The 23,305-nt window shown below is 44.8% G+C and carries 30 protein-coding genes; 4 read left to right on the top strand and 26 right to left on the bottom strand.

What is annotated here, in order from left to right; genetic code table 11:
- Window positions 1-13: 13 nt before the first annotated feature.
- The 12 genes from C2745_RS04130 to C2745_RS04075 form a co-directional block, all read right to left on the bottom strand.
- Entirely contained in the window at window positions 14-1,135 is a 1,122-nt protein-coding gene (locus C2745_RS04130; protein WP_215385271.1) for a YeeE/YedE family protein, read from the bottom strand.
- 21 nt (window positions 1,136-1,156) lie between these two features.
- Window positions 1,157-1,474, bottom strand: coding sequence for a hypothetical protein (locus tag C2745_RS04125; protein WP_251368402.1), 318 nt, complete (start codon window positions 1,472-1,474; stop codon window positions 1,157-1,159).
- Between the two features lie 58 nt (window positions 1,475-1,532).
- Window positions 1,533-2,510, bottom strand: coding sequence for an MBL fold metallo-hydrolase (locus tag C2745_RS04120; RefSeq protein WP_215385270.1), 978 nt, complete (start codon window positions 2,508-2,510; stop codon window positions 1,533-1,535).
- A gap of 8 nt (window positions 2,511-2,518) precedes the next feature.
- Window positions 2,519-2,956 carry a DsrE family protein gene (locus C2745_RS04115; protein WP_215385607.1) on the bottom strand — a complete coding sequence of 146 codons (438 nt, stop codon included), beginning with the start codon at window positions 2,954-2,956 and terminating at the stop codon, window positions 2,519-2,521.
- A 20-nt stretch (window positions 2,957-2,976) separates the two neighbouring features.
- A complete protein-coding gene (soxB, locus tag C2745_RS04110) occupies window positions 2,977-4,707 on the bottom strand; it encodes a thiosulfohydrolase SoxB (RefSeq protein WP_215385268.1) in 1,731 nt (576 codons plus the stop codon).
- A gap of 45 nt (window positions 4,708-4,752) precedes the next feature.
- Complete coding sequence (soxX, locus tag C2745_RS04105) at window positions 4,753-5,358, bottom strand: sulfur oxidation c-type cytochrome SoxX (RefSeq protein WP_215385266.1); 606 nt, start codon at window positions 5,356-5,358, stop codon at window positions 4,753-4,755.
- An 18-nt stretch (window positions 5,359-5,376) separates the two neighbouring features.
- A complete protein-coding gene (gene soxA, locus C2745_RS04100) occupies window positions 5,377-6,219 on the bottom strand; it encodes a sulfur oxidation c-type cytochrome SoxA (protein WP_215385264.1) in 843 nt (280 codons plus the stop codon).
- A gap of 37 nt (window positions 6,220-6,256) precedes the next feature.
- The gene (gene soxZ / locus C2745_RS04095) at window positions 6,257-6,565 is read right to left on the bottom strand and encodes a thiosulfate oxidation carrier complex protein SoxZ (RefSeq protein ID WP_215385263.1); all 309 of its coding nucleotides are present in this window, start codon (window positions 6,563-6,565) and stop codon (window positions 6,257-6,259) included.
- A gap of 56 nt (window positions 6,566-6,621) precedes the next feature.
- Window positions 6,622-7,074 carry a thiosulfate oxidation carrier protein SoxY gene (gene soxY / locus C2745_RS04090; protein ID WP_215385261.1) on the bottom strand — a complete coding sequence of 151 codons (453 nt, stop codon included), beginning with the start codon at window positions 7,072-7,074 and terminating at the stop codon, window positions 6,622-6,624.
- Between the two features lie 81 nt (window positions 7,075-7,155).
- Complete coding sequence (locus tag C2745_RS04085; protein WP_215385260.1) at window positions 7,156-8,247, bottom strand: c-type cytochrome; 1,092 nt, start codon at window positions 8,245-8,247, stop codon at window positions 7,156-7,158.
- Window positions 8,231-9,631, bottom strand: a complete 1,401-nt coding sequence (gene soxC / locus C2745_RS04080; protein ID WP_215385259.1) for a sulfite dehydrogenase — start codon at window positions 9,629-9,631, stop codon at window positions 8,231-8,233. Before soxC ends, C2745_RS04085 begins: the two co-directional genes overlap by 17 nt.
- A gap of 35 nt (window positions 9,632-9,666) precedes the next feature.
- Window positions 9,667-10,008, bottom strand: a complete 342-nt coding sequence (locus C2745_RS04075) for a helix-turn-helix transcriptional regulator (protein WP_215385258.1) — start codon at window positions 10,006-10,008, stop codon at window positions 9,667-9,669.
- A 101-nt stretch (window positions 10,009-10,109) separates the two neighbouring features.
- Between C2745_RS04075 and modB the strand changes: the two genes are divergently transcribed.
- From modB to C2745_RS04060, 3 genes are all read left to right on the top strand, one after another.
- Window positions 10,110-10,763, top strand: coding sequence for a molybdate ABC transporter permease subunit (modB, locus tag C2745_RS04070; protein WP_215385257.1), 654 nt, complete (start codon window positions 10,110-10,112; stop codon window positions 10,761-10,763).
- Entirely contained in the window at window positions 10,763-11,872 is a 1,110-nt protein-coding gene (locus C2745_RS04065) for an ABC transporter ATP-binding protein (protein WP_215385256.1), read from the top strand. Before modB ends, C2745_RS04065 begins: the two co-directional genes overlap by 1 nt.
- Before the next feature lie 129 nt (window positions 11,873-12,001).
- The gene (locus tag C2745_RS04060; protein WP_251368400.1) at window positions 12,002-12,793 is read left to right on the top strand and encodes a prenyltransferase; all 792 of its coding nucleotides are present in this window, start codon (window positions 12,002-12,004) and stop codon (window positions 12,791-12,793) included.
- Window positions 12,794-12,848: 55 nt separating this feature from the next.
- On the opposite strand, the gene C2745_RS04055 is transcribed toward C2745_RS04060, so the two are convergent.
- The 8 genes from C2745_RS04055 to C2745_RS04020 all read right to left on the bottom strand — a co-directional run bounded on the left by C2745_RS04055 (window position 12,849) and on the right by C2745_RS04020 (window position 17,155).
- On the bottom strand, window positions 12,849-13,067 hold the full coding sequence (locus C2745_RS04055; RefSeq protein WP_215385252.1) for a DUF2892 domain-containing protein: 219 nt from the start codon (window positions 13,065-13,067) through the stop codon (window positions 12,849-12,851).
- Window positions 13,068-13,084: 17 nt separating this feature from the next.
- Window positions 13,085-13,402 carry a metalloregulator ArsR/SmtB family transcription factor gene (locus C2745_RS04050; RefSeq protein ID WP_215385251.1) on the bottom strand — a complete coding sequence of 106 codons (318 nt, stop codon included), beginning with the start codon at window positions 13,400-13,402 and terminating at the stop codon, window positions 13,085-13,087.
- Between the two features lie 11 nt (window positions 13,403-13,413).
- Window positions 13,414-14,391, bottom strand: coding sequence for a sulfurtransferase (locus tag C2745_RS04045; protein WP_215385249.1), 978 nt, complete (start codon window positions 14,389-14,391; stop codon window positions 13,414-13,416).
- 10 nt (window positions 14,392-14,401) lie between these two features.
- Complete coding sequence (locus C2745_RS04040) at window positions 14,402-15,028, bottom strand: hypothetical protein (protein ID WP_215385247.1); 627 nt, start codon at window positions 15,026-15,028, stop codon at window positions 14,402-14,404.
- Between the two features lie 10 nt (window positions 15,029-15,038).
- Complete coding sequence (locus C2745_RS04035; RefSeq protein WP_215385245.1) at window positions 15,039-15,272, bottom strand: hypothetical protein; 234 nt, start codon at window positions 15,270-15,272, stop codon at window positions 15,039-15,041.
- An 18-nt stretch (window positions 15,273-15,290) separates the two neighbouring features.
- Window positions 15,291-15,857 (bottom strand): YeeE/YedE thiosulfate transporter family protein, encoded by a 567-nt coding sequence (locus tag C2745_RS04030; RefSeq protein WP_215385243.1) that lies wholly within the window; start codon window positions 15,855-15,857, stop codon window positions 15,291-15,293.
- Between the two features lies 1 nt (window position 15,858).
- On the bottom strand, window positions 15,859-16,386 hold the full coding sequence (locus tag C2745_RS04025; protein ID WP_215385242.1) for a YeeE/YedE thiosulfate transporter family protein: 528 nt from the start codon (window positions 16,384-16,386) through the stop codon (window positions 15,859-15,861).
- A gap of 184 nt (window positions 16,387-16,570) precedes the next feature.
- On the bottom strand, window positions 16,571-17,155 hold the full coding sequence (locus C2745_RS04020) for a rhodanese-like domain-containing protein (RefSeq protein ID WP_215385240.1): 585 nt from the start codon (window positions 17,153-17,155) through the stop codon (window positions 16,571-16,573).
- A gap of 192 nt (window positions 17,156-17,347) precedes the next feature.
- Here C2745_RS04020 and C2745_RS04015 point away from each other — a divergent pair, with 192 nt between their 5' ends.
- On the top strand, window positions 17,348-17,656 hold the full coding sequence (locus C2745_RS04015; protein WP_215349370.1) for a high-potential iron-sulfur protein: 309 nt from the start codon (window positions 17,348-17,350) through the stop codon (window positions 17,654-17,656).
- 70 nt (window positions 17,657-17,726) lie between these two features.
- Here the strand turns inward: C2745_RS04015 and C2745_RS04010 are convergent, their stop codons facing one another.
- The 6 genes from C2745_RS04010 to C2745_RS03985 form a co-directional block, all read right to left on the bottom strand.
- Window positions 17,727-18,311: a Crp/Fnr family transcriptional regulator gene (locus C2745_RS04010; RefSeq protein ID WP_251368399.1), complete on the bottom strand. Its 585-nt coding sequence runs from the start codon at window positions 18,309-18,311 to the stop codon at window positions 17,727-17,729.
- Window positions 18,312-18,468: 157 nt separating this feature from the next.
- Complete coding sequence (locus C2745_RS04005) at window positions 18,469-19,086, bottom strand: bifunctional 2-polyprenyl-6-hydroxyphenol methylase/3-demethylubiquinol 3-O-methyltransferase UbiG (RefSeq protein WP_215385236.1); 618 nt, start codon at window positions 19,084-19,086, stop codon at window positions 18,469-18,471.
- A gap of 22 nt (window positions 19,087-19,108) precedes the next feature.
- Entirely contained in the window at window positions 19,109-20,317 is a 1,209-nt protein-coding gene (locus tag C2745_RS04000) for an O-succinylhomoserine sulfhydrylase (RefSeq protein WP_215385234.1), read from the bottom strand.
- A gap of 60 nt (window positions 20,318-20,377) precedes the next feature.
- Window positions 20,378-21,916: an amidophosphoribosyltransferase gene (gene purF, locus C2745_RS03995; RefSeq protein ID WP_215385232.1), complete on the bottom strand. Its 1,539-nt coding sequence runs from the start codon at window positions 21,914-21,916 to the stop codon at window positions 20,378-20,380.
- A gap of 4 nt (window positions 21,917-21,920) precedes the next feature.
- The gene (locus tag C2745_RS03990) at window positions 21,921-22,487 is read right to left on the bottom strand and encodes a CvpA family protein (protein WP_215385231.1); all 567 of its coding nucleotides are present in this window, start codon (window positions 22,485-22,487) and stop codon (window positions 21,921-21,923) included.
- Entirely contained in the window at window positions 22,487-23,302 is an 816-nt protein-coding gene (locus C2745_RS03985) for an SPOR domain-containing protein (RefSeq protein WP_215385229.1), read from the bottom strand. Before C2745_RS03985 ends, C2745_RS03990 begins: the two co-directional genes overlap by 1 nt.
- Window positions 23,303-23,305: the final 3 nt, after the last annotated feature.

The raw sequence follows: 23,305 nt of genomic DNA, 5'->3' as shown, positions 1-23,305 counted from the left end.
GTTTTCTGTGAAATTAACTACAAGGGTTAGGAGCAAGGCGTATTTGCAGATATCGTAAACCTAAATAAGCCCCAAAAATGAATCCAGGTAAAGCCAGCAATGAACCAAGGGCAAGTGTTGAGATTCCACTTAAACCCTGCCCTACTGTGCAACCTAAGGCTGTCACACCACCAAAGCCCATCAGCGCAGCACCGACCAAGTGATTGGCAGTATCTTCAGTATTGCGGAAGGATTCCCAACGAAATGATTTGGTTGCAATGGAAACCGCAGTAGAACCTAAAATCATTCCCGCAACAGCGGCAATTCCTATAGTGACCACTTTAGATGTATCGCTATACATCATTAACCAATCCAAAGAATAAGCGTATGGGGCAACAAAAGATAAGCTCTCCATGCGACCTGAATTCGTTACCAAAAATACTTCTTCTAAAGTATTTGGATCTTCAGCCACATATCCCAAGTTACCTGATACCCACCACACCGCACAGATTGCCAATCCTACGGCAATGCCAGCAAATAGATTTTCAGCGGTCCAAAATGCTTTGCTAGCTAAGGCATAAGCAATGAATGCTGCACCAATGATCAAGCCTAGGGCCAGATGAAGTTGAGGACGCGCAATGCCAAGAGGTGCACTTAAAAGACTAGGTAAATCTTGTGGGGTATTAAAGGCGATAAAAAATGTATCCAAAGTATTGATGCGTACTACGCCCAGGAAACCGCGCATGGTCATATAGGCCGTCAATCCGAGGACCATAAACACCACGATGGACTTTAAGTTACCGCCACCGATACGGATCAAGGTTTTGCTGCCGCACCCAGACGCTAAAACCATACCCAAGCCAAATAAAACACTTCCAACGATTGTGGAAAGCCATAAAAATTTATTGCCGGTATAAAAACTTTTCAGCGGATCAACCAAGCCAAGGTAAGACATCAAGGTAAAACCAATAATGGCAACACCGATAGCCAAAAACCATTGCTTTAAACGGCCCCAGCTAGACATGATGAAAATGTCAGAAACTGCGCCCATGCTGCAAAACCCAGTTTTCTGCATAACAGCACCCAGAAAAAAGGTAATGGCAAAAGTTGCCCAGAGAACGGACTTACTTAAAGAGCTAATATCTACTACATCCATAGCGATCAAATCTTGAAAAAATTAAGGTTTAAATTTGTAAAACTGTTTGTTGAGGAAAGCGGTGACATCCGCTTCATCCTCTGGGAACAGATCAAGCCGTAGCTCGGTATTGCATAGGCCAACCATCTTTTTCAAGTCAGCCAGCGACTTCACTTTGCTGTCAGAGCGGGTATAAATCATGTCGCCATTACCAAAACCAGTTTTCTTGGCATGACACGCGTAGCACTTTTGCTGGTCTATGGCCTTGCCATTAGCCAAGTCTGGGGCGGCAAGCGCTGGAGTGCCAATAAGCGCACTGAATGCGATTGCTGAGATAGATCGGAGAAAAGTCAATTTCATTACAAATCAAGGATTTAGCATTAATCCTCTATTTTAAGGCCCAATGACTTAATTTGCCCTACTCGGCCTGAATCGACAGATAGACGTTATAGGCATTCATGCGGTTGGCGGCCCTAAACAGAGGCATTCCCTCGTATTCAGACCAATCGGCCTGTTTATAGGCATCCTCGAAAGGATCCATATTGACAGCCGCATTAGCCATGGATTCCCGCAAATATTTAAGGTAATTACGGGTAAAGACTATATCTTCAGCAGGCTTTACCGAGTAATTGCCATGCCCCGGTATAACAATATTGGGGTTCAATTTTTCAATCTCATCTAAAGCAATCAACCAGCCCTTGCTGTCTGCATTACCTACAAAAGGAATTCGCCCTCTAAAAACCAAGTCCCCAGCAAAAAGAACTTTTTCAGATGGTATGTAAATTATTAGATCCTCAGGCGCATGGGCGGGACCCACCCTACTAATAAAAAAATCTACACCGCCAATAGTTAGTTTAGTCTTTTGATCAATCCAAATATCTGCTGGAAGTAGTCTTGTGCTGTCATTCACCCAAGGCGCAAAGTCAACTCGAGATGCAATCAGACGTTGTTTAGCAGTTTCCGAAGAAAGGTAATTCCTACCTTCGCCTTGTGCATAAATTTTTGCGCCGACCTTTTTAAATTCTTGCAACCCATATACATGATCGGCGTGATAATGAGTCACGATCACGGCTACGATTTTCTGATTGCTTACTTTTTTGATTTCAGCTATTAACTTTTGCGCAAGAACAGGAGAGCCTAAGGCGTCGATAACTACAACCCCTTGTGGCGTAACTACAAACCCAGCATTAGAGATAAAGTTTTGATTGGCGCTACTACCCATTTCTGCACGACCCTGTACAAAATAGGTATTAGGAGCAACCTTTACCGGCTTAAGCAACACACCAGCGGGATCACCTTGTGCAGATACCACCCGGGCATAGATAGCAGTAAAAAAAATAGCATTAACTAATAATGCTATTTTTAGATACTTACACGCAGCAGATACGAGGTTCATCTAACTTTCTAAGGTTTGATGTAAGCAAAACCATCTTTATATTGCAGATCTGCAACACGAACTACACCCGATGGCGTGAAATCAGCATCTAAAGTGAACTGATCTTTTTTCAAGTTACGATTCTTTAAAGTAATCTCGCAAACCTCAAACTTCACACCACGAGACTTTAAAGCGCCAACCAAAGGTGCGTACTCGACATTATTTTTCTTATCCTTAGCCCCTTCCATCATGATGTCGACACCATTTGCATGGGTCACCACAATAATGGTGGTTTGTGGAGATACATCCAAGTGATTACGAATATTACGTAAGCCTTTTAAACCTTGAGACTCAGCATCATCGATGTGATAAACCACTTTGGTATTTCCAGCCGATTGAGCTGAGGTCATGGAGCAGAAACCAAAAGCAAGAGCTGTTGCTGTAATGATAGAAAGTAGTTTTTTCATTTCACGTCCCATGACTTAAATTAGATCGAAACCATACCAGGGTTGTTTGCAACACCCTTAATGATTGGCTCATTCAGCTTAACTGCTTTAACTACCTTGACATCACGCAGGTGACGCTCAATCACATCCCAGATTGGCTCGCCGCCAGCATTCTTTGCTTCTTCGCTCACGGGTGCCCAGCCTGCAACTTTATAAGTCTTGCTTGCCTCAATTGGCTTGCCGTTTAAGCGCATATCTGTAATACGCTTACCAGCTGTTTGCGCAGGGTCAATGGTGTATTGCATGCCGCCAACGCGCACCATATCGCCACCTTGCTGGTAATACGGATCTGGATTAAATAAGTTGTCTGCCACATCCTCAAGAATAGTCTTGATGGTTTCACCGCTCATATTGGTAACTGTGGTGTACGGATAGGTAATCGCCGTTTGATCCAAAAGATTCTCGCGAGTGATGGCCTGACCTGGCAATAAACTAGTTCCCCAACGGAAGCCTGGGGAGAAAGCAATCTCAGCATTCTTCTGTGCCATCAAACCATCCAAGATTAGCTGGTCGAAGCTGCCGTTGAAGTTGCCGCGACGATACAAGAGGCCTTCAGTGGTTGCCAATTTCTCATTTAACTTTGTTTCAAACGGCGCTCTGATTTTTGCAATCAACTTGTTCATTGTTGGATCAGCAGGAATCATGTTCGAGAAGATTGGGAATAGCTTATAACGGAAATCAACTGCCTTGCCGCCCTTCACATCAAAATCGAGCACACCCAAGAACTTGCTATTAGATCCAGCATTGGTAACCAGAGTGACACCACCGGAATTCTTAACCTTGACAGGAATGGGGACACCATCGTGCGTATGTCCGCCCATAATGGCATCTAGACCGCTTACGCGAGAAGCCATCTTCAAATCCACGTCCATACCATTATGGGAAAGCAGAATCACAACCTTGGCTCCCTTAGACTTCACTTCATTAATGGTCTTCTGGAGATTTTCTTCTTGAATACCAAAAGTCCAATCTGGCGTGAAGTAACGTGGGTTGGCAATTGGTGTATACGGAAAGGCCTGACCAATAATGGCAACCTGAATACCGTTCTGCACTTTCATGACATAAGGATTAAATACGGAATCACCAAAGTCGGCTGTTTTAATATTTTGCGCAACAAAATTGACTTTACCTTTGAAATCGCCATTCACGATTTCCATCACGCGCTTCTCACCTAAAGTCATCTCCCAGTGAGGTGTCATTACATCCACGCCCAGCGCAAGAGCAGCATCGACCATATCTTGACCATTGGTCCAAAGAGCCGTACCGGAACCCTGCCATGTATCGCCACCATCAAGCAATAAAGCGCCCGGACGATTTGCTTTCATTTGCTTAACCAATGTAGCCATATGGGCGAATCCACCCATCTTGCCGTAGTTCTGTGCTGCCGCAACGTAATCAAGATATGTAAAGGCATGAGCATCACGTGTACCAGGCTTAATACCATTTGCCTTTAAGAAATATTCGCCTACCAAGTGAGGTGTTTTGCCTTCCTGAGCACCAATACCAAGATTGACATTAGGCTCGCGGAAATAGATTGGGAGAAGTTGCGCATGGCAGTCGGTGAAGTGCAGGAAATGCACATTACCGAACTTAGGCAAATCATAGAATTTTTGCGCAGTGGTTTGCGCGCTAGCAAAATTAGATTGCAAACTCATACCGCCTGCAGAGGCGATAGCTAATGCTTGCAAAAACTCACGACGATTTAAAGACATAGTATTTTCCTAAAGAAAACAGGCCTTTCGGCCTGTTTATTTTTATTACTTATTAACAGGCGACTCTGGATCTAAGAGCAATGCCATGACATCCTGCATTTGCTTTTCATTTAAGAGTTTGAAGTGCCCGAAACGAGGCATATTGCTACACACGTTATATGCCTTTGCATTATTAATGCGGTTCCAAGTGTACTGAACCACTTCTTTAGAATAGCCACGTAATTTTCCGTAGTTCCAAAGAGATGGGCCGATGTTTCCATAGGAAACTTCTTTGATGTTGATCTGGTGACAGTTGTAGCAAGAGCCACCGTTTTCGCTCCCCGCTTTATCAGACCAAGTAGCGCCACGACCACTTTGAGCGATCTTTTCACCGCTCTTCCAGTCGCCAATATATTTACCATCAGAAGGCTGCTTGATGGTTGCCATATTGTCGTTCTGGATTTTTTCGCGCAACTTTGCATCACCACCACCAGTTAAATTAGCCTGGTTGGAGCAAAACTTTTGGGCAGCATCTTGGTCGAGACGATCGAGTCCAGCCTGACCTTTAGCTTCAAAACTAGAGTACATCATCTTTTCAAATGGAGTTGCAGCATGTGCAGCACCGATTGATAAAGTAAGCGCAAGTGCTAATAAGGATAATTTATTTTTCATGTTATTTATCTCCAGCGATTAACGCTTCAGTCCAGGTGCATTCATTGTTCCGCCCTTGGCATTAATTGCCATGTAGAGGGAAACAGCGATAGTGTCGTCAGAAATGTAAATCGGCTCAGGGAAACGTTGTTGACGATAGCAGTCGTTTAGACGACGTTGCATTGTCCAGAAGTTTCCACTTGAAACACGGTAAGCTGGCCAGTAACCCCAACCAAGGGCGGCACCTTTTTGCTCAGTAATATTTGGCAAGTCTTGCAAACGAATACGCTTACCGTTCTCGCTATGGCACGATGCACATGAGAAGTCCATTGGACCACCTTGGTAGAAGAAAGACTTCTTGCCGAGGTCATACATTTCTTTTTCTTTAGGATGCTTAGCAACAGTGTTGATTTTCATGCCTTTGGATTCAGCAACAACATAGGCAACCACTGCCTCAACATCCTTACGCTTGCCCTTTTCAAAGCCAGCCTTAATAATTTCTTGACTGTTGTAACCCTGTAACTTTTCCATACAAGTTACTAAACGAGACTCCAAATCTTGAACTTTGTTTGTATCTTTAAAGTATTTTGGCAATTGAGTATAGGCACCCTTAACAACGCCAGGACCCATACCCAAATCGCATTTTTCAAGTGAGACATTTTTTGGGCCCATTGGCTTTTTCCAAATATCCTCACCCGCTGCTTCATACAAGTCAGCAGGGTTACCATCGGCAATCATTGCACGATATTTTTCAATTTCGTCAGTTGGAGCACCTCCTGTTGGAGGTGCTGCTGTAGAAGCCTCATTTTTTGCTGGACTTGAACAGCCCTGCAACACTGCAAATAAGCCAATAATAACGCCATATAAAATGCGTGCTTTCATGGTAACCCTTTTATAGTTTTAATTATGCGTATTGATATTAAGAAGCAGTAGCTTCATCAGTACGTTTGTCGCCTTTGCTATCTACCCAGCTAACAACAATCTTGTCGCCCTTAGCGCCTTTGTATTTGAAGTTCAAGAATGGATCCTTTGAAACTGCTGGACCAAACTGACCATTCAATACATCTTTGCCATTAGCTTTGACGTTGATAGTGCTAATAAACCATGCTGGAATAACTTTGCCTGAAGCGTCTTTACGCTGACCAGACTCCATATCATGCTTCATCAAAATTTTTACATCCACTACTCCACCGCTCTCAGCAGCTCTAACGCGCATCGGATCAGCCATTTTTTCCTCTTTTAATCTAGTAATTAATTAACAGTATTGGTTTTGATTAACAGCGATTAACCGCCGCAACCACCCAAAGTTACTTTCACTTCCTTAACAGACATACTCCATTTGCCATCAGCTTTTACCAAGGCGTATACATTGGAGGTCTGACCCATCTTGATACGTGTAGTAACAAATGGCTCAGTGCCAGCAGGAATGAAGAATTGAGCAGCTAAGGCGCTTGGGTTTTTCTCAACCAAGATGGCCATTTGCTCTGCTTTAAGGGTGGTTGTAATGCCGACCGGCACAACTGCACCATTTTCGGCGATGTCAGGGGCATTCAAAGTAACTGCACCAGACTTCTCTGGGCTGCCTGCACCCAAGATCTTAAATACATCGTCAAGGCTCTTGCCTTCAAAAGCGGCTTTATTCCACTCTTGAGCCTGGGCTACGCTAATAAGACCCGCAGAAGCCATCAAGCCAAATACGGCTGAATATTTCAATAAACTGCGTCGCTGCTGATTCATAAAAACTCCTTTATTAATCTCATACTGTGAATATATTATCTGCTTTCTAATAAACCATACTGGTTATTACCTAAGCAGCCCTTATTTACCCCCTGAAAGCACCCATTCAACTAGTGCCTTACGATCTGCATCTGACAATTGCGCTTGTGGTGGCATCGGAATTGAGCCCCATACACCAGAGCCGCCATTTTTAACCTTGGCCATCAATTTATCTAGAGCACCACTCTGCCCTTGATATTTGGCAGCAATATCAGCAATTGAAGGACCGACCAGCTTAGCATTTGGCGCATGACAAGCCGAACAGTTCTCATTCTTAAATAAAGCAGCGGGGCCTTTTGCATTAGAGGAATGGGTATCTGCAGCATGTGCCAATCCCTCGCCACTTGATCCGGGTAACTTGGCAATTGGTGGCTTGGTTGAATCTGACCCACGATATGGACCATATTGACGATTTTGCTCAGCAATATTGCCGTGTGCATTTCTTGCGAAATCTGGAAGTGTTGAGCCAATTTGTACAAACTTGACGCAGTTATTCATGCAAGAAGAGCCATTAACATCCGGCTTGCCATTAACACTCCAAAAGCCATGATTACGCGTCATGCCATTGCGGTTTGGCATCTTTTTCTGGACTTCTGCAATGTTTGCATCGCTAAGCACAAAATCATCCGGGACTATCTCACCCAAACTAAGAATATATGCCACTAGCGCATAAGTATTGTCCGGCGTAAGTGATCTTGGTGCATTCCAAGGCATTGCACGATAGATGTAATCCCACAAAGTAGAAACAGTTGGAACCTTCATCAAAGTAGTGCGTTGAGGTTGCTTACGATCAGCCAAAGAGGCTACTCTTCCTGTCTTCACATCTTCAGTAGTTGTTCCGCCGGCAATCGGTGTAAAGATCTCATTGGATTCACCAAAAACACCGTGACAGCTAGCGCATTTGGACTCCCAAATTGCTTGACCCTGCTCTACAGAGCCAGACCCCTTTGGTAGACCTTTGAAGTCCGGACGCACGTCAATATCCCAAGCCATTACTTCTGCAGGAGTGGCATTACGACCAATACCTGGAAACTTGGCAGATCCCTGCGTGCTTTGTGCAAATGAAATCTGGGTAGTCAATACTGCAAGACTGAGCAGACTCAAACGAGCAATAGAATTAACCGACTTGAACATTGCTCACCTCACCATTTGAATCTAATTTCCAAGATTGAATTGCATTGTTGTGATAAATGGAACGATTACCACGTAAATCACGCAATACTTTTATTGAAGGCTGAATATAGCCAGTGTCATCTACAGCTCTAGATTGCAATATTGCAGGTGAGCCATCCCACACCCAATCAATATTGAAACGTGTAATGGACTTAGTAAGAACCGGGGTCTCCAGGCGCGCCTGACGCCAGTTGTTGCCGCCATCAAATGAGACATCTACACGCCTAATCTTGCCTCGACCCGACCAAGCCATACCACTGACGTTATAGAAACCTTTATCTAGCAATTGCTGGCCGCCAGAAGGGGTGGTAATCACAGATTTACATTCTTGAATAGATGCGTATTGACGATGCATGCCATCTGGCATCAGTTCAATATAGTGAACCGCCTCATCTTTTGTATTCCAAGGCATATCACCAACCTCAAGACGACGCAACCACTTAACCCAGCTGACACCTTGCACTCCAGGGACTACCAAGCGCAATGGGAATCCATTTTCGGGGCGAAGCATTTCACCATTCATACTCCAAGCTACGATGGTGTCATCTAAGCAGCTTTCTAGGTTGATGGTGCGAGTCATGCCGGAACCATCACCACCCTCAGCAAGCAAGAACTTACCTTTTTTCAAGTCAGCGCCGCATTCTTCAAGCAATACTTTAAGTGGTACGCCTGTGAATTCGCAGCAAGATAACATGCCATGCGTGTACTGCACTGTAGGTACGGCAACGTTGCCCCACTCTAAACCAGTGTTAGCACCACACTCAATAAAGTGAGTACGAGAAACTGAAGGCAAACGCATCAAGTCGTTCATCGTAAAGACGCGAGCATTTTTCACCATACCGTTCACCATCAAACGATGAGTCTCAGGATTTAAGTTGTACCAACCTTGGTGATGACGTTCAAAGTGCAAACCGTTTGGCGTAATTGTTCCAAATAAGCCTTGCAAGGGTGTAAAGGCAACCGATGCTGCTGATACACGCGTCAAACCTGGTGACTCACGACGAATTAAATTAGCCTCGTAAATTGAAGGCACGCCATAAGGCATGGTGGCAACGTTCTTACCAAGCGTTGTTTGCCATTCTTGTTTTTCTAGAATTGCTGGGTCACCCTCACCTGCAGCAAAGGCCAGAGGCGCAGCCAAGCCTGCTGCCGCACCACCAACTGCAGACATGAATCCTTTGCGCAAGAAGCCGCGGCGTTTTTCATCAAGGCCATTGGCGTTGATGTCAGCAATTAACTCCTGAGAAATAAAGTGCTCTGGCGCTTTAACTAAGCGGGCTCTATTTGCCGGCTTTTCAACTGCCGAGATATCCTCGGCACTTAATTCAATTTGCTTCTTAGTCATTTGACCTCTACTTAAAAAGTGATTTACTGCAAAACTTAATGAATGCCTTCTGCAATCTTTGCACAGACTGTTTGACACATCTCCACCGTTGCGTTATCCGCAATCGAGTAATAAACCGTTACACCCTCTTTTCGCCTCATTAAAATTCCAGCTTTATGAAGCGCCAATAAATGTCTCGAAACATTGGCCTGACTCGTGCCACACATCTCAACAACTTCAGAAACAGATTTTTCACCGCTACAGACCGCATACATAATGCGTAAGCGTGCCGGCTCAGATAGGACATTGAAATAGGCCGCCACTTGAGAAAAGACCTTCTCCATCTGTTTTGGAGATAAGTTTTTTGTCGCCTTTTGAACCCTTGCTTTCAATTCCATCAGCCTTTTAATATATGCATGTATACGCATATATTTGACCCTTTAAGTAGGTAAATCGGTATAGTGAGATACCCTATATTGCTTAGCAATACAATCAAACCATGGATATGGAAGCAATACTTCTTTCGCTAAAGCTTGCGCTGTGGACCCTGGTCCTCATCCTTCCATTTGGAGTTTGGGTTGCCCATAGCCTCTTAGGCCTTAATAGAAGCAAGCCCTGGGTGGAGGCTGCCCTAGCCCTGCCACTCGTTTTACCCCCCACAGTTTTGGGCTATTACCTTTTGGTTGGCTTGGGCGGCAAGACTTTTTTAGGCATTCCACTGGTGTTTTCCTTTGCCGGAATCCTCATTGCCTCCCTCATAGTCAACCTGCCTTTTGCAATACAGCCGATTCAGCGTGCATTTGAAGCTATCAACCCAGAAATTATTGAGGCTGCCCAAGTCAGCGGCCTATCCAATTGGCAAATTTTTCGCTTAATTGAACTTCCACTAGCATGGAGAGGTATTACCAGTGCCGCAGTACTAACCTTTGCTCATACCCTAGGTGAATTTGGGGTCATCCTCATGGTTGGGGGTGCGATCCCCGGGGAAACCAAAACGGTATCGATTGCGATCTACGACAAAGTGCAAAGTTTTGATACCTCAGGCGCCGGCGCGCTTGCCTTATTGCTACTTGGCATATCCCTGATTGCAATTGCCCTTTCATATGGTGTTTTTGGCAAAAGCGTCTCCCAACAGAGTCAACGGAGAGGCTGATGCTTAAGCTCAAAATAAGCCAAGCCCTTCCCAACCCACTTCAGATCATTCTGGAATGTGCAGCCGGTCAATTGCATGCCCTTGTAGGACCGTCTGGTAGCGGCAAAACCAGCACCCTGAGAGCAATTGCCGGCCTCAGCCAAGCGAAGACTGGAAAAATTGAATGCAATGGTGAAACCTGGTTTGAGGCTAACGAACTTGCAGGAGAAATACAAAACCTGTCTCCCGCACAACGTTCTTGCGGATTTTTATTTCAGCAATACGCCCTTTTCCCGCATTTATCGGCGCTTGAGAATGTCCTCATCCCTTTGCAGAATTCTGCACATAAGGTGGCTGAGCGTAAAGCCATTGCTAAGGACTGGCTAGGTCGCATGGGGATTGCTGAACTTGCCCATCGTTTTCCACACCAACTCTCAGGCGGACAACAGCAACGCGTAGCACTCGCTCGCGCATTGGCACGACAGCCGAAGATCTTGTTGTTAGACGAACCATTTTCCGCTGTCGATGCGCCAACGCGACAAGGTCTATATAAAACTCTTGCCGATTTACGCAAGGATTTAAACATTCCGATAGTGTTGGTTACACATGATTTACGTGAAGCCGACTTACTTGCCGACCGCATTACCGTGATTGATAACGGCATCAGCTTGCAAACGGCTGCACCCCAAGTGCTATTTCAAAGACCCAGAAACTCGCGTGTAGCCGAGTTGGTTGGTATCAGTAATTTATTTCATGGAATATTTAATGCAGGCAATCTCACTTGGGATGGCTGCGATAAAACCTTTACCGTGACCGATAAAGGCAAAATTCCTCCAAATGCTCAAGTAGCTTGGGTGATTCCGCAAGATGGTTTAAGTGTCCATAACGCACCAACCCCGACCAGCACTCCTGCCATTGCCGTAGAGATTAGTGTCTTGGGTCAAATTGCGGTGATTCAACTACAAATTCAAAATAGCGCACATAAAATTGAATGGGTTGCATCCGCATCTGAAGTGAAAAGACTAAATATGGAAGTTGGCAGTCAAATGCATGTTGAATTAGATGGCAATCAAATTCACATCATGCCGTTGCGACCAATCAATGATCCTAGGCGATTTGTTGGTCACTAATCTGCATAGTTCTAAATCGCCATGAGTATGGTCCTCAAGTTATTTCTAGCAACTCGGCCCGCATTTCTCACAATTACCCTTTTAGGCTGCCTTATTGGGCTTTCGATTCCAAGCTCTAGAAAAGAGTCTATGGCAATCAACCTGCTTGCTGTAACTTTGACCCTCTGCATACATGCTGGAGCTAATTTAATAAATGATTACTTTGATCACCTCAATGGTAGCGATGAAAATAATCGCAATCGAATTTCACCATTTACTGGCGGCAGCCGCTTTATACAAAACCATTTAATAAAGCCAATCGAAATATATCAGCTTGGTTTTGCGCTAATCACACTTAGCGTCTTCATTGGCTTATATATTTGTTCGCAAACTACATGGCTCTTGATACCGCTGGGGTTCATTGGAGTAACTGCCGCATGGACATACTCCGCACCACCACTGCAGCTGATGTCTAGGGGGGTTCTCGGAGAGTTATCTATAGCTATTGCGTGGTCGCTTGTGGTTATCGGATTCGCCTTTATGCAAACAACCAATAATGCTTACCAGACAATCCCGATTGGACTTGCATATGGATTAATGGCTTCCAATATCCTACTAATAAATCAGATCCCAGATATTGAGGCGGATCGGCTTGCACAAAAGTTAACTCTTGCTGCCAAGAGTAGCCCTCATGAATTGCGTGCCTGGTATACGGGCATATCAATTGCAGCTTATACCCTTCAAATAATTGGAATTTATTTTTATGGGATTCCAATTCAAACGTTGATTACCTTATCTGCACTTCCAGTATTTATATTTTGCGCCAATCAAATATCAAGGGCAATGGTTCGAAAAGATGGAATTAAGAAACTTATTTTGAATAATTTAGTGGCGATACATCTGCATTCCCTTCTATTACTCATTGGACTACTGTGGCGGTAATTAAATTTGGGCATAAAAAAGGGCAACTGAGGTTGCCCTTTTTTATATAGTCAACTTATTTACAGCAACCGCCGCCACCACATGAAGAGTCAGTACCGCAAGTATTGATTCCTAGGAGTGGGTACGCCGGGCAAAATCTAAATAAGCCTGTTGTGAGAGGCACAACACCAATCCAACCCCATACGCCAACAGTTCCGGTTACGGCTAGACCAATTAACGCTAAGCCAACCACCATACGTAACATACGATCAACACCACCGACATTGCATTTCATATTAAGACCCCTTTTGGTTATTTACTGCAGTAATTTTGATAAAGCACATTCATCACTTCCAAAGCAATCTGATTAGAAAGTGAATAATAAATTTGCTTACCATCTCTTCTGGTTTGGACCAGTTCTTCATTTCTCAGAACAGTGAGCTGCTGGGATAAGGTGGGCTGATGAATATCAAGACATTCCTCGAGCTCGCCAACGCACAGCTCTCCCTGACTTATCTGGCATAGCAACAACATACGATCTCTATTCGAGAGCACTTTCATCAAGCGACAAGCATCGTCTGCTGATGACTGCATCTTCTCTAGATTGATACTGTCCCTAAGTGCTGACATGATGGGCGCTCTTAGTTCAGTGGAACGCCGACTAATGGGCGGCCTTCAAGAGTCCAAAGATACAAAGAGCCATCGTATAACTTAGTAGATTTATTGCCCACTAGCTCTGACATTACAAACCAACCACCAGCTGCTAAGTGGCCAGTATTGCAATAGGCAATTGTTGGCCCTTTCACACTTAAACCATTGGCTGCCATTAATGCGTCATAAGTATTTTTCTGCCAGAAATACAATGCGCCATTGCTTGGCTTTGCTAACAATTCAGGCGCCAACTCTTTTGAGCCCGCAATATGGCCAAAGGTCAGCACATCTGGACGTTTTGCAAGACCTAAGTATTGGGCAGGCTGACGCGCATCCAATAATTGTGGCTTACCTGCTTTGGACGAAGCAGCTACATCATCTGAACTGGCAATTAATTCTTTGCGATATGCTTTTGCAGACCAATTGCCAGTCGCTTTTTGAGCATTGGTAGTTACATATTCACGCCCCTCACCAAGCCACCCAGCAATACCGCCATCCAACACAGCTACTTGATCTTCGCCATACACCTTAAATGACCAATAGGTTCTTAACGCCTCGTCGATATCGGACATATCCTGCCCAATGGGCACGAGCACAATCGGCTTATCAGAGTTGACACCTAAAGATTGAACCAACTTCTCAAAATCTGCTTTTTCAGGAATTAGAAACTTAATCTTCTTACCATCCACTGAGCGCTCAACACGTACTTTCTTAAAATCTAGGAGTGTTGAATTAGCAATATGGCCACCTACTTCTACTAGGAATTTCTTACCAGTCTTTTTGTCGGTATCAAATTCAGGGTTTCTGAGGTAGCTTGCTAAATCCGTTCTTACTTCAATTACCTGAACATCAGATAGATTATTGGACAACCAATCGGCGCTGACTACAGGACCAGGCAAAGTAATTGCCTGAACTAGGCTCACCAAGCCGGTTAGGGCAAATGCTAAAAGCAATTTAATTTTTTTCATCTCTACTCCCTTATGAATTTACAACCAACAAATTGTCTGAAAGACGACCCATCAAATCAATCTTGCATTCTGTTAAAACATGATGCTTTTTTGAGTTCAATACCAGCTCACGATTGCCCTGCTCTTCCACTAGTCGAGCAATCTTTTGATCTCGCTCCAAAATTAGGGCCTCAATCTCTACGGCAAATAACTGAATTAAAGCGCTAATCCAATTGCTTACTGGAGCCATTCGACCTTTTGTGGTCACTTGAAACTCTTTAGTGAGTTTGATGACAATGTCCGAATTAGCCATCTCTTCGCCGGTAACCCACTGATTAGTGGTAAATAAGCGAACTGGCAAACCCTTCTGGTCTAAAGAAATACCAATAAGGTGATGAAAGCTCTTCTCATCACGCTTAATCACATGAAAATGACCATGCTCACCATTAGGCATTTCATCTGCAGAATGCGCATGGTAGTAGAACTCATAACCACTTTGCTCATCCACAAGGTCATTGCTTGGATAGTGCTGCCACTCAATAAAATCCTTGGCGCCACATAAAGCAGCTTCATTCAAGGTGCGCCCAGTTTCGGCATATCGCATCTGAATATTTGCTAGCGCTTGTGCGGCCAACCAGAGATTAGATTGAGTAAGCATATATATTTAATTACTCTGCAGCTTTACGCTTTTTAGGGCCGCAAGGATTTGCAGGGCCACATGGGTTAGCTGCTTTTTTCTTGGCAGGGCCGCATGGATTTGCCGACTCTTTTTTAGGACCGCAGGGGTTCTTCTGCTCTGCGCCTGATGGATTAGCAGGGGCATCTGCTGAATATGCCAATGGCGCAGCCGCCAAACCAGCTAAAGCCATTGCCAACGCAGCTACTGTTGATTTCTTAGACATAACTTTCCTTTTAATTGATTAAACCTGGGAACTAACCGGGCCTTTGGACTTCCTCTCCATCCAAGAACCCAAGATAAATACTCCGACGGCCGCAATAATCAAGCCAACATCGATTGATATACCCGATATGTGGAATGCGTCAGGCAATGAATCTGCTTTTGCATATTCACCCAAAGTCGTCAAGAACTCGATGCCTGGATAGATACCAGCAAACAATACGGTCCCTAACAATAAGCCAAGCAAAAATATGGCCGCATCAATGCGTCCAGACATCAAACCGACGACTGAGGTTCCAGGGCAATATCCACCAATTGCAAAGCCTGCACCAACAAATGCCCCACCAAGAGCGGCAGCGCCTAAAAATGCAGGTGGTACAAATAAATTACCAGCATCTACAAATCCCGTCTTTTCCAAAATTAAGAGGCCAACAGCAGCAAACACAATGGCGGTGAACATCACTTTAAATACAGACCAATCGGTTAAGCGAAATTGGCCAGTCAACTTATTAGGATTACCGAATCCTGCGCGTTCCAAGACATAGCCAAAAGCGCCGCCCAATAAAAGCCCCGAGAGAATTTCACTCATCTTATTTCTCCTCTTTCAAGAAACGGCTTGCCAACAAACCTACGGCAAAAAATGCCCCCAGGAAGGTAAAGCCGGCCAGACTCAGTACTGCTGCACCGGACAAACCAAGGCCGCTAGTACAGCCAGCCGCAATCCTTGCACCAAAGCCTGCAAGCACGCCCCCACAAAGGGCTGTCCATGGACGCTTAGATCCACCTAAAAACTTTGCTCCGTCCATCTTGAATTGAATTCTTTTCGCCAGGAACGCTGATAGCAATGCTCCTATGGCTACGCCAATTACCTGCCATGTAATCCATGCATTTAATGGCTTGCCATCTTCAACCATCCCACCCAGGTAATCGTTTGCATTTGTTGCAACTGGAGCAACATACATTCCAACCCAGGCTGTTAAGCGAGTAGTAAATCCTGTAGCACCTAGCCCATGCCCAGTGACAACAAAAGTTGCCAATAGAACCATTCCAAGAAGGATTCCCGCTAAAAGTGAGTTCATATACGGCACCGGTTTAGCCCGCTCCACCTTATTAACCATATTTTCTCATTTCATTTAAATATTTAATAATATATATATTTGTATATTATATAAATAGCATGCAATGTCAAGACAAGGTAATAAATTAGTAAGCATTTTTTGATCTACATCATGAAATTCAGCTTAAGGGCAATAAAAAGGGGGCCTAGGCCCCCTGTTCGCATCAATATCAATAAAGCTTAGTTTAAAACTCACCTTTAATGGTGGTTAGGCCCAATGCATCCCAGTCCAACATACCACCACGGTAGTAGTAGATCTTGGTTGCAGGAAATCCATCACGAGTCATAGCAGCCATCGCCATTGGACTTTGTGGGCAAACTGGGCCATTACAGAATGCATAAACCTTCTTAGCCTTAGAGCAGTCCCATTTAGTAGAGCCTGCTGCAGGCTTTTTACAACCCAATTCATCCATACGCATAGCGACTTCGGTATAAGGAATACCAATAGAGCCAGGAATAGTTCCTTTGACTCGGTCATCAACCACTCGCATATCGACTACTAACGAATCCTTGTCATTTAATGCATTAAGAACATCAATCTCATCAACCGGCACAACACCCTTAATTGGAATTAAGGGCTGTAGCCAACCTTTATTTTTTGCACAAGGTGTCATTACGCGTGTGATTTCTACTGGGCCTTTGGCCGTTTTGACTACAAAGTTGGTGGACTTATCAATAATTTGCAGCAACTCTGGATTGGCGGGCGCACTGGTTTGCGCTGCGGCGAGACCTGAAAACAACATCAGGCCAAAAGAAAGAAACTTTTTCATAAAAACCCTTAATTTGGATAAACACCTGTTTTAAATGCTTCTATACGCATTTATGCATATTTGCGTAGTGTGAGCCCAAGTCTGGCTAAACTTAATACTGAGAAACCCCTATTGATGGTGGAGTTATCCCCTTTAATATGCCGTATAGCTAGTTATTTAGACTTTTTATTTACCCAAACACTGGAAACTCTTATGAAAAATAGTCGTCGCCAATTTATGATTTTGTCTGCTGCTGGTGCTTGCACCCTTGCATTGAACGGTAAAGTTCAAGCTCAAGCTATGGTTGCAGAAACTGATCCACAAGCCGCTGCATTGGGTTATAAGGCTAACGCAACAACCGTTGATAAAGCAAAGTATGCAAAATACGCTGCCGGCCAAGAGTGCGATAACTGTGCATTGTTCCAAGGTAAAGCAGGCGATGCAACTGGTGGCTGTTCATTATTTGGAACAAAGAAGGTTGCAGGTAAAGGTTGGTGCTCTGCTTACGCCAAGAAGGCTTAAGTTAGCAATTTAGTTTTAGTCGAATCATTTCGATAAATAAAAAAGACTGCCAAGGCAGTCTTTTTTATTTTTAAGTACCAGCTTGAGAAAAGCTTTCAAGCTTTTTTATACTCGGAATTTGAATACTTAACTTTCCGATATTGGAAATTAAACCCTGCTCAGCCATAGAAGCTAGCGCTCTACTGATGGTTTCAAACTTGACGTCCATCATTAAGCCCATATCCTCTCTTTTAAAGAGTGGTGCAACTGCCATATCGCCAGAAACTTTGGCTATACGTAAGAAAAATCTAGCTAAGCGAATTTCAATTCTGCCAGTATTGATTTCAGAGAACCAGGACTCTGATTGAGCTAAAGCCTCACCCCATTTCTTGACGATTTGCCTATGCAAGCGTGGCGACTCTTCCCCCAAGCTAGAGATAATTGCTTTAGGAATACGGCAGAGATGCACATTAGATAAAGCGGCAGCTGAATGGGAGTAAGTCTGACCGAGCAAAGCCTCCATACCAAATAAATCACCAGGCATTACCAAGCGTACTATTCTATTTGAGCCGTCAGAATTGATATGTAACAACTTGATGTACCCTTCACGCAGGGTATACAGATATTCCGCTTCATCGCCTTGAGTATAAAGACTGGCATTAGACTCAAACCTCATATCATCAATGGGCGAATGAATCTTAGAGAAATCCTCCTCATTCAATTCAGCGAAGAGCGCCGAACTTCGAATGGAGCATGCGTTGCAATCGCTATTACCCTGCCATGCATTTTTAATTTCTATTATCTTCACAACACTAGAGTATCAGTATATTGATTTATTTGCGCGCAACCAAACCTAGAATGGCCGACATACCAGTATGTCTTGGACCTTCAGAGAGCTCTTTCTCGTAGCTAACGAGCTCCAGGATCTGAAACTCTTTCGCAAGATCTCTGATCAACTCTTCTGTGTACAGATGCTCTATTAAGGATGGTCCACCAGTCTTGTAATCCAGCTGCTTAGGTGTATAGCCCTGCAAAATAAAGAGTCCGCCTTGCTTGGTCGCCCTATATGCTTGCTGGAAGATTCTGGCGCGCATTGCTGGATCGGCAAACTGGATAAAGATACCAATGACTGCATCATAAGTATTCTCGGGCCATGCATAGCTATCAGTATCCGAGAATGAATACTCAACCTCCACTTGATTGTCTTTGGCAAACTGCTTTGCCTTGGCCAGAGCAATATCAGACGCATCAAAGCCAACTACTTGCATACCTTGTTTAGCAAGCCAGACGCCATTGCGACCCTCGCCGTCAGCAATACATAAAACCTTATCTTTGGGCTTTAGGTATTGCTTCGCTTTTTCAACCAAATACTCATTGGGATCTTTGCCGAAAATGAACTCTTCTTTATCAAAGCGTTCATTCCAAAATTGCGTAGCATCAGAAAATCCCATAGGTTTATCTTGGTGTACTTGATTATTTTTTGAGTCCACCAACGAGGTCATTCTTTAAATCGTTGATGTTTTCTAATCCCACCGCAATACGTACCAGGCCATCAGAGATGCCTGCAGCTTTACGAGCCTCAGGGCTAACACGGCAATGTGTCGTTGTAGCTGGATGCGTAATAGTCGTGCGGGTATCGCCCAAATTTGCAGTAATCGAGCAAAGCTTAGTTTGATTAATCAATTTGAATGCAGCCTTCTTGCCACCCTTGAGTGTGAATGACAGAATTGCGCCGCCCTCTTTTTGCTGACGTTTTGCCAACGCATGTTGAGGATGAGATTTGAGGCCTGGATGATAAACACGCTCCACTCCTGACTGCTTCTCAAGCCATTGCGCTAAGGCGAGAGCGTTCTGACTCTGTTGCTTCATGCGAAGCTCTAAAGTCTCCAAGCCCTTCAAGAACACCCAAGCATTAAACGCTGAGAGTGTTGGGCCCGCGGTACGCACGTACGGGAATACTTTACCCATGATGAAATCTTTACTGCCTACAATTGCACCGCCCACTACCCTACCCTGGCCATCGAGATACTTAGTGGCAGAATGAATCACGACATCAGCGCCAAGCGCCAATGGTTTTTGTAAGGCCGGCGTACAAAAACAGTTATCTACTGCAAACAGTGCTTTTGCCTTCTTGGCAATCTTTGAAATTGCTTTGATATCGGCAATTTCAGTTAAGGGATTGGAAGGCGTCTCTAGATAAAAGAGTTTGGTATTTGGCTGGACAGCAGCTTGCCATGATTTGGCATCAGCCAAATCAACATAGGTAGTGGTAATGCCAAAGCGACCCAAGATATTGCTAAACAACTGAATCGTTGCACCAAATACGGAGCGCGAACAAACAACATGGTCACCTGCTTGTAGATGAGCCATCGCCATTGTCAAAATGGCTGACATGCCTGATGCTGTAGCAATACATGCCTCACCACCTTCTAAGGCAGCCAAGCGATCCTGGAACATGCTAACGGTTGGATTGGTGAAACGAGAATAAATAAAACCTTGATCTGCGTGTGCGAAACCATCTGCAGCCAACTCTGCACTATCAAAACAAAAGCTAGATGTTAGGAACATTGCTTCTGAATGCTCTTGGTATTCAGCGGTGCGACGAGTGCCCGCGCGGACAGCCAAGGTCTCCAGCGCCAGCTTAGAAAAATCGGGTTTTTTGCGTGTGGTTTTGCTCTTCATACTGCTATTTTGACACCGAATTGAGGATTTGCCTCGAGTGAGGCAAATTCCTGTCGCTTTTTAGTCTTCGGTAGCCAAATGCAGGTGGAGCTGCGAGCGGGCAAAGTCGCTAGAGTCTTTCTGACGATCCGCTTTAGCAGCAGAGGTATTTCTGGCTGCCTCTAAAGCATCGAGATAGGACTCGGTAATATCGCCAGTAATGTAGAAACCATCAAAACAAGAGGCCTCAAAGTTCTTAATATCAGGATTGATATCCCGTACCGCCTGCTTCATATCTTCTACACTTTGATAGATGAGTTGATCAGCGCCAATCATCTTATTGATCTCTTCATCGGTACGGCCATAGGCAACCAATTCGCTGCGGGTTGGCATATCAATGCCATACACATTCGGGAAACGTACTGGCGGTGCAGCGGATGCAAAGATCACTTTCTTAGCGCCCGACTCGCGTGCCATTTGCACGATCTCAAAAGATGTTGTTCCACGAACGATGGAGTCATCCACAATTAATACAGTCTTATCTTTGAACTCAATGCGCATAGCATTGAGTTTTTGGCGCACTGATTTCTTGCGAACGGCCTGGCCTGGCATGATGAAGGTACGGCCAATGTAGCGGTTCTTGAAGAATCCTTCGCGATAGTCTACGCCGAGGTTCTTAGCTACCTGCATCGCTGCAGGACGACTAGAGTCCGGAATCGGCATGACGACATCGATCTCGTCAACATTGGTCTCTTTGCGAATCTTCTCAGCCAGGTAGTCACCCATACGCATGCGCACGTTATAGACAGTCACACCATCAATGGTGGAGTCTGGACGAGCCATGTAGACGTACTCAAAGATACAAGGCGTTAGAACGGCGTTCGGCACACACTGACGTGAATAGAAATTACCATCTAAGTCGATATAAATTGCTTCGCCTGGATGAACGTCGCGTACGAATGTAAAGCCCAAGCCTTCAAGCGCAACAGATTCAGATGCAATCATCCACTCAGGACCTTGCGGCGTATCAATACGTCCAATACATAAAGGACGAATACCGTATTGATCACGGAAGGCCAATAAACCATAACCAGCGATCAATGAGACCACGGCGTAAGAACCTTTCACGCGATTCGTTACTCCGGTAACCGCATTAAACATCGCGCCCTCATCAAGCGCTGCACTATTCGTTTCTTTTTGAAGCTCATCAGCCAATACGTTGAGCAATACTTCGGTATCGGAGCTCGTATTGATGTGGCGGCGATCACGATAAGCCATCTCTACACGCAAACTCGGTGCGTTGGTGAGGTTGCCGTTGTGTGCCAAGATAATTCCGTACGGTGCGCTTACATAAAATGGTTGCGCCTCTTCTTCGCTGCTGGCTGAACCTGCAGTTGGATAACGTACTTGACCAATACCAGCATTGCCAACCAAGCTGCGCATATTGCGAGTTCTAAAGACATCTCGTACCAAGCCGTTGGCTTTATGCATCGTGAACGAATTGCCGTTCATGGTTGCAATACCTGCAGCGTCCTGACCGCGGTGCTGCAAGAGCAACAACGCATCATAGAGAAGTTGATTTACTGGTGAGTGGGAAACAGTTCCGACGACGCCGCACATATCTCTAGATTCCTATTGTTAATTTAGGAGTAATGGTAGGTGTTACTTTGGGCATTGCTTCACCCAATTGCTTAGCCCAGTCAGCTGGCAGCCAACCTTTAATTAAACCGGTTGCCATATCAATTGCCGGTCTGGTGATTGCATTTTTCCAAGCCATGCTTTGCGGTATAGGCGTCAATGCTGCAAGAGTTGCAAGCACCACCACAATTAACCCACCGCGCATAACGCCAAACACGAGACCCAAAAAACGATCCGTCAAACTTAGGCCGGCGGACAAAATAATTTTTTGCACCACTCCACCAAACAAGCCACAAATAATCAGAGTTAATACAAAGAGAATTAAGAAGCTAAGACCAAGGCTAAGCAATTCATCCAAGTGGAATGTAGATAACCATTCGGTAGAGAGGTAGTTGCTGTAGTGATAAGCAACCCAAGCTGCAGCAAACCAAGAAGCCAGTGCGAGCACCTCTTTAAATAATCCACGTGAGATACCGACTAAAGCCGAAATCAGGAGCACAACTAGGGTGAAATAATCCACCGATGTTAGCTTGAGGGTGGATAAGTATTCCATTACTGCTTACCGGATTCGACGAGTCTTGGAGAAAGACCCATCGCTTTAATTTTCTTCTCTGCAGCCTCTGCAGCATCCTTATCCGTAAACGGGCCTGCTCGCAAGACATACAACTTGCCACCATCAGCACCTGTCTTGTTTAAGACATAGTTCGGAATTTTTTGATCTTTTAGTTTTGCAATCCAACCTTTGGCACGATCTTCAGAAGCAAATGCGCCAATTTGAATTACGTACTTACCGGAGCCGCTTGAGGCGCTAGGCTTTGTTTCTTCTGTTTTAGGTTTTGCACCTGAAGCGGCAACCACTTCTTCTCCGGCGGCTAAGCCCATAGCCGCAGATTTATTTGCTGGCGGGGTCGCTGGCTTAGCTTCTGCTTTTGTTTCTACTTTTGCCTCTGCCTTTGGTTCAGGCTTGGGCTCTGGTTTTGCTTCTGCCACTGGAGCAGCTTTAGGCGTTTCTTTAGCGATCTCAACAGGAGCTTCAGTTTTTGGCTTTTCTTCTGGTTTTGGATCAGAACCCGGAATAGGCAAGCTAGTCACAATATTGACAGCAATATCATTTGGAGCTGATTTAGGCTTGTTATCCAAAATGCGTGGAAGGCCAACAACGGCGATGAGCACAAGAACCGCAGCGCCAATTAATCGATGGCGCGCTCTTTGTTGTTCTGGATCTTCGGTAAGAGCTAACTCTTCAGCCTCTGCTGCACGCTGAAAACTACGCGGAGCAGCTCGTTTAGTGGTGCGACTACCCCTTGAATCTAATTCAAGGTCCTCAGACTGGGTTTTTCGCTTAAAAAAGCTTGGTAAACGAATCATGGA

It is taken from the genome of Polynucleobacter sp. AP-Kolm-20A-A1 (assembly GCF_018688315.1).
Taxonomy (GTDB): Bacteria; Pseudomonadota; Gammaproteobacteria; order Burkholderiales; family Burkholderiaceae; genus Polynucleobacter.
Note: the sequence above shows the minus strand (reverse complement) of the source record. Positions and strands in the feature narration are given on the sequence as shown.

Coding starts and splice junctions, on each gene's coding strand:
- C2745_RS04085 (WP_215385260.1), bottom strand. CDS start 8,247: ATGTTCAAGTCGGTTAATTCTATTGCTCGTTTGAGTCTGCTCAGTCTT.
- soxC (WP_215385259.1), bottom strand. CDS start 9,631: ATGACTAAGAAGCAAATTGAATTAAGTGCCGAGGATATCTCGGCAGTT.
- C2745_RS04030 (WP_215385243.1), bottom strand. CDS start 15,857: ATGAGTGAAATTCTCTCGGGGCTTTTATTGGGCGGCGCTTTTGGCTAT.
- soxY (WP_215385261.1), bottom strand. CDS start 7,074: ATGAATCAGCAGCGACGCAGTTTATTGAAATATTCAGCCGTATTTGGC.
- C2745_RS04005 (WP_215385236.1), bottom strand. CDS start 19,086: ATGGGATTTTCTGATGCTACGCAATTTTGGAATGAACGCTTTGATAAA.
- C2745_RS04065 (WP_215385256.1), top strand. CDS start 10,763: ATGCTTAAGCTCAAAATAAGCCAAGCCCTTCCCAACCCACTTCAGATC.
- C2745_RS04125 (WP_251368402.1), bottom strand. CDS start 1,474: ATGAAATTGACTTTTCTCCGATCTATCTCAGCAATCGCATTCAGTGCG.
- soxX (WP_215385266.1), bottom strand. CDS start 5,358: ATGAAAAATAAATTATCCTTATTAGCACTTGCGCTTACTTTATCAATC.
- C2745_RS04050 (WP_215385251.1), bottom strand. CDS start 13,402: ATGTCAGCACTTAGGGACAGTATCAATCTAGAGAAGATGCAGTCATCA.
- C2745_RS04025 (WP_215385242.1), bottom strand. CDS start 16,386: ATGGTTAATAAGGTGGAGCGGGCTAAACCGGTGCCGTATATGAACTCA.
- purF (WP_215385232.1), bottom strand. CDS start 21,916: ATGTGCGGCGTCGTCGGAACTGTTTCCCACTCACCAGTAAATCAACTT.
- soxZ (WP_215385263.1), bottom strand. CDS start 6,565: ATGGCTGATCCGATGCGCGTTAGAGCTGCTGAGAGCGGTGGAGTAGTG.
- C2745_RS04120 (WP_215385270.1), bottom strand. CDS start 2,510: ATGAACCTCGTATCTGCTGCGTGTAAGTATCTAAAAATAGCATTATTA.
- C2745_RS04055 (WP_215385252.1), bottom strand. CDS start 13,067: ATGAAATGCAATGTCGGTGGTGTTGATCGTATGTTACGTATGGTGGTT.
- C2745_RS04020 (WP_215385240.1), bottom strand. CDS start 17,155: ATGAAAAAGTTTCTTTCTTTTGGCCTGATGTTGTTTTCAGGTCTCGCC.
- C2745_RS04015 (WP_215349370.1), top strand. CDS start 17,348: ATGAAAAATAGTCGTCGCCAATTTATGATTTTGTCTGCTGCTGGTGCT.
- soxB (WP_215385268.1), bottom strand. CDS start 4,707: ATGTCTTTAAATCGTCGTGAGTTTTTGCAAGCATTAGCTATCGCCTCT.
- modB (WP_215385257.1), top strand. CDS start 10,110: ATGGATATGGAAGCAATACTTCTTTCGCTAAAGCTTGCGCTGTGGACC.
- C2745_RS04045 (WP_215385249.1), bottom strand. CDS start 14,391: ATGAAAAAAATTAAATTGCTTTTAGCATTTGCCCTAACCGGCTTGGTG.
- C2745_RS04060 (WP_251368400.1), top strand. CDS start 12,002: ATGGCAATCAACCTGCTTGCTGTAACTTTGACCCTCTGCATACATGCT.
- C2745_RS04115 (WP_215385607.1), bottom strand. CDS start 2,956: ATGAAAAAACTACTTTCTATCATTACAGCAACAGCTCTTGCTTTTGGT.
- C2745_RS03985 (WP_215385229.1), bottom strand. CDS start 23,302: ATGATTCGTTTACCAAGCTTTTTTAAGCGAAAAACCCAGTCTGAGGAC.
- C2745_RS04000 (WP_215385234.1), bottom strand. CDS start 20,317: ATGAAGAGCAAAACCACACGCAAAAAACCCGATTTTTCTAAGCTGGCG.
- C2745_RS04035 (WP_215385245.1), bottom strand. CDS start 15,272: ATGTCTAAGAAATCAACAGTAGCTGCGTTGGCAATGGCTTTAGCTGGT.
- C2745_RS04040 (WP_215385247.1), bottom strand. CDS start 15,028: ATGCTTACTCAATCTAATCTCTGGTTGGCCGCACAAGCGCTAGCAAAT.
- soxA (WP_215385264.1), bottom strand. CDS start 6,219: ATGAAAGCACGCATTTTATATGGCGTTATTATTGGCTTATTTGCAGTG.
- C2745_RS04130 (WP_215385271.1), bottom strand. CDS start 1,135: ATGGATGTAGTAGATATTAGCTCTTTAAGTAAGTCCGTTCTCTGGGCA.
- C2745_RS03990 (WP_215385231.1), bottom strand. CDS start 22,487: ATGGAATACTTATCCACCCTCAAGCTAACATCGGTGGATTATTTCACC.
- C2745_RS04075 (WP_215385258.1), bottom strand. CDS start 10,008: ATGGAATTGAAAGCAAGGGTTCAAAAGGCGACAAAAAACTTATCTCCA.
- C2745_RS04010 (WP_251368399.1), bottom strand. CDS start 18,311: ATGAGGTTTGAGTCTAATGCCAGTCTTTATACTCAAGGCGATGAAGCG.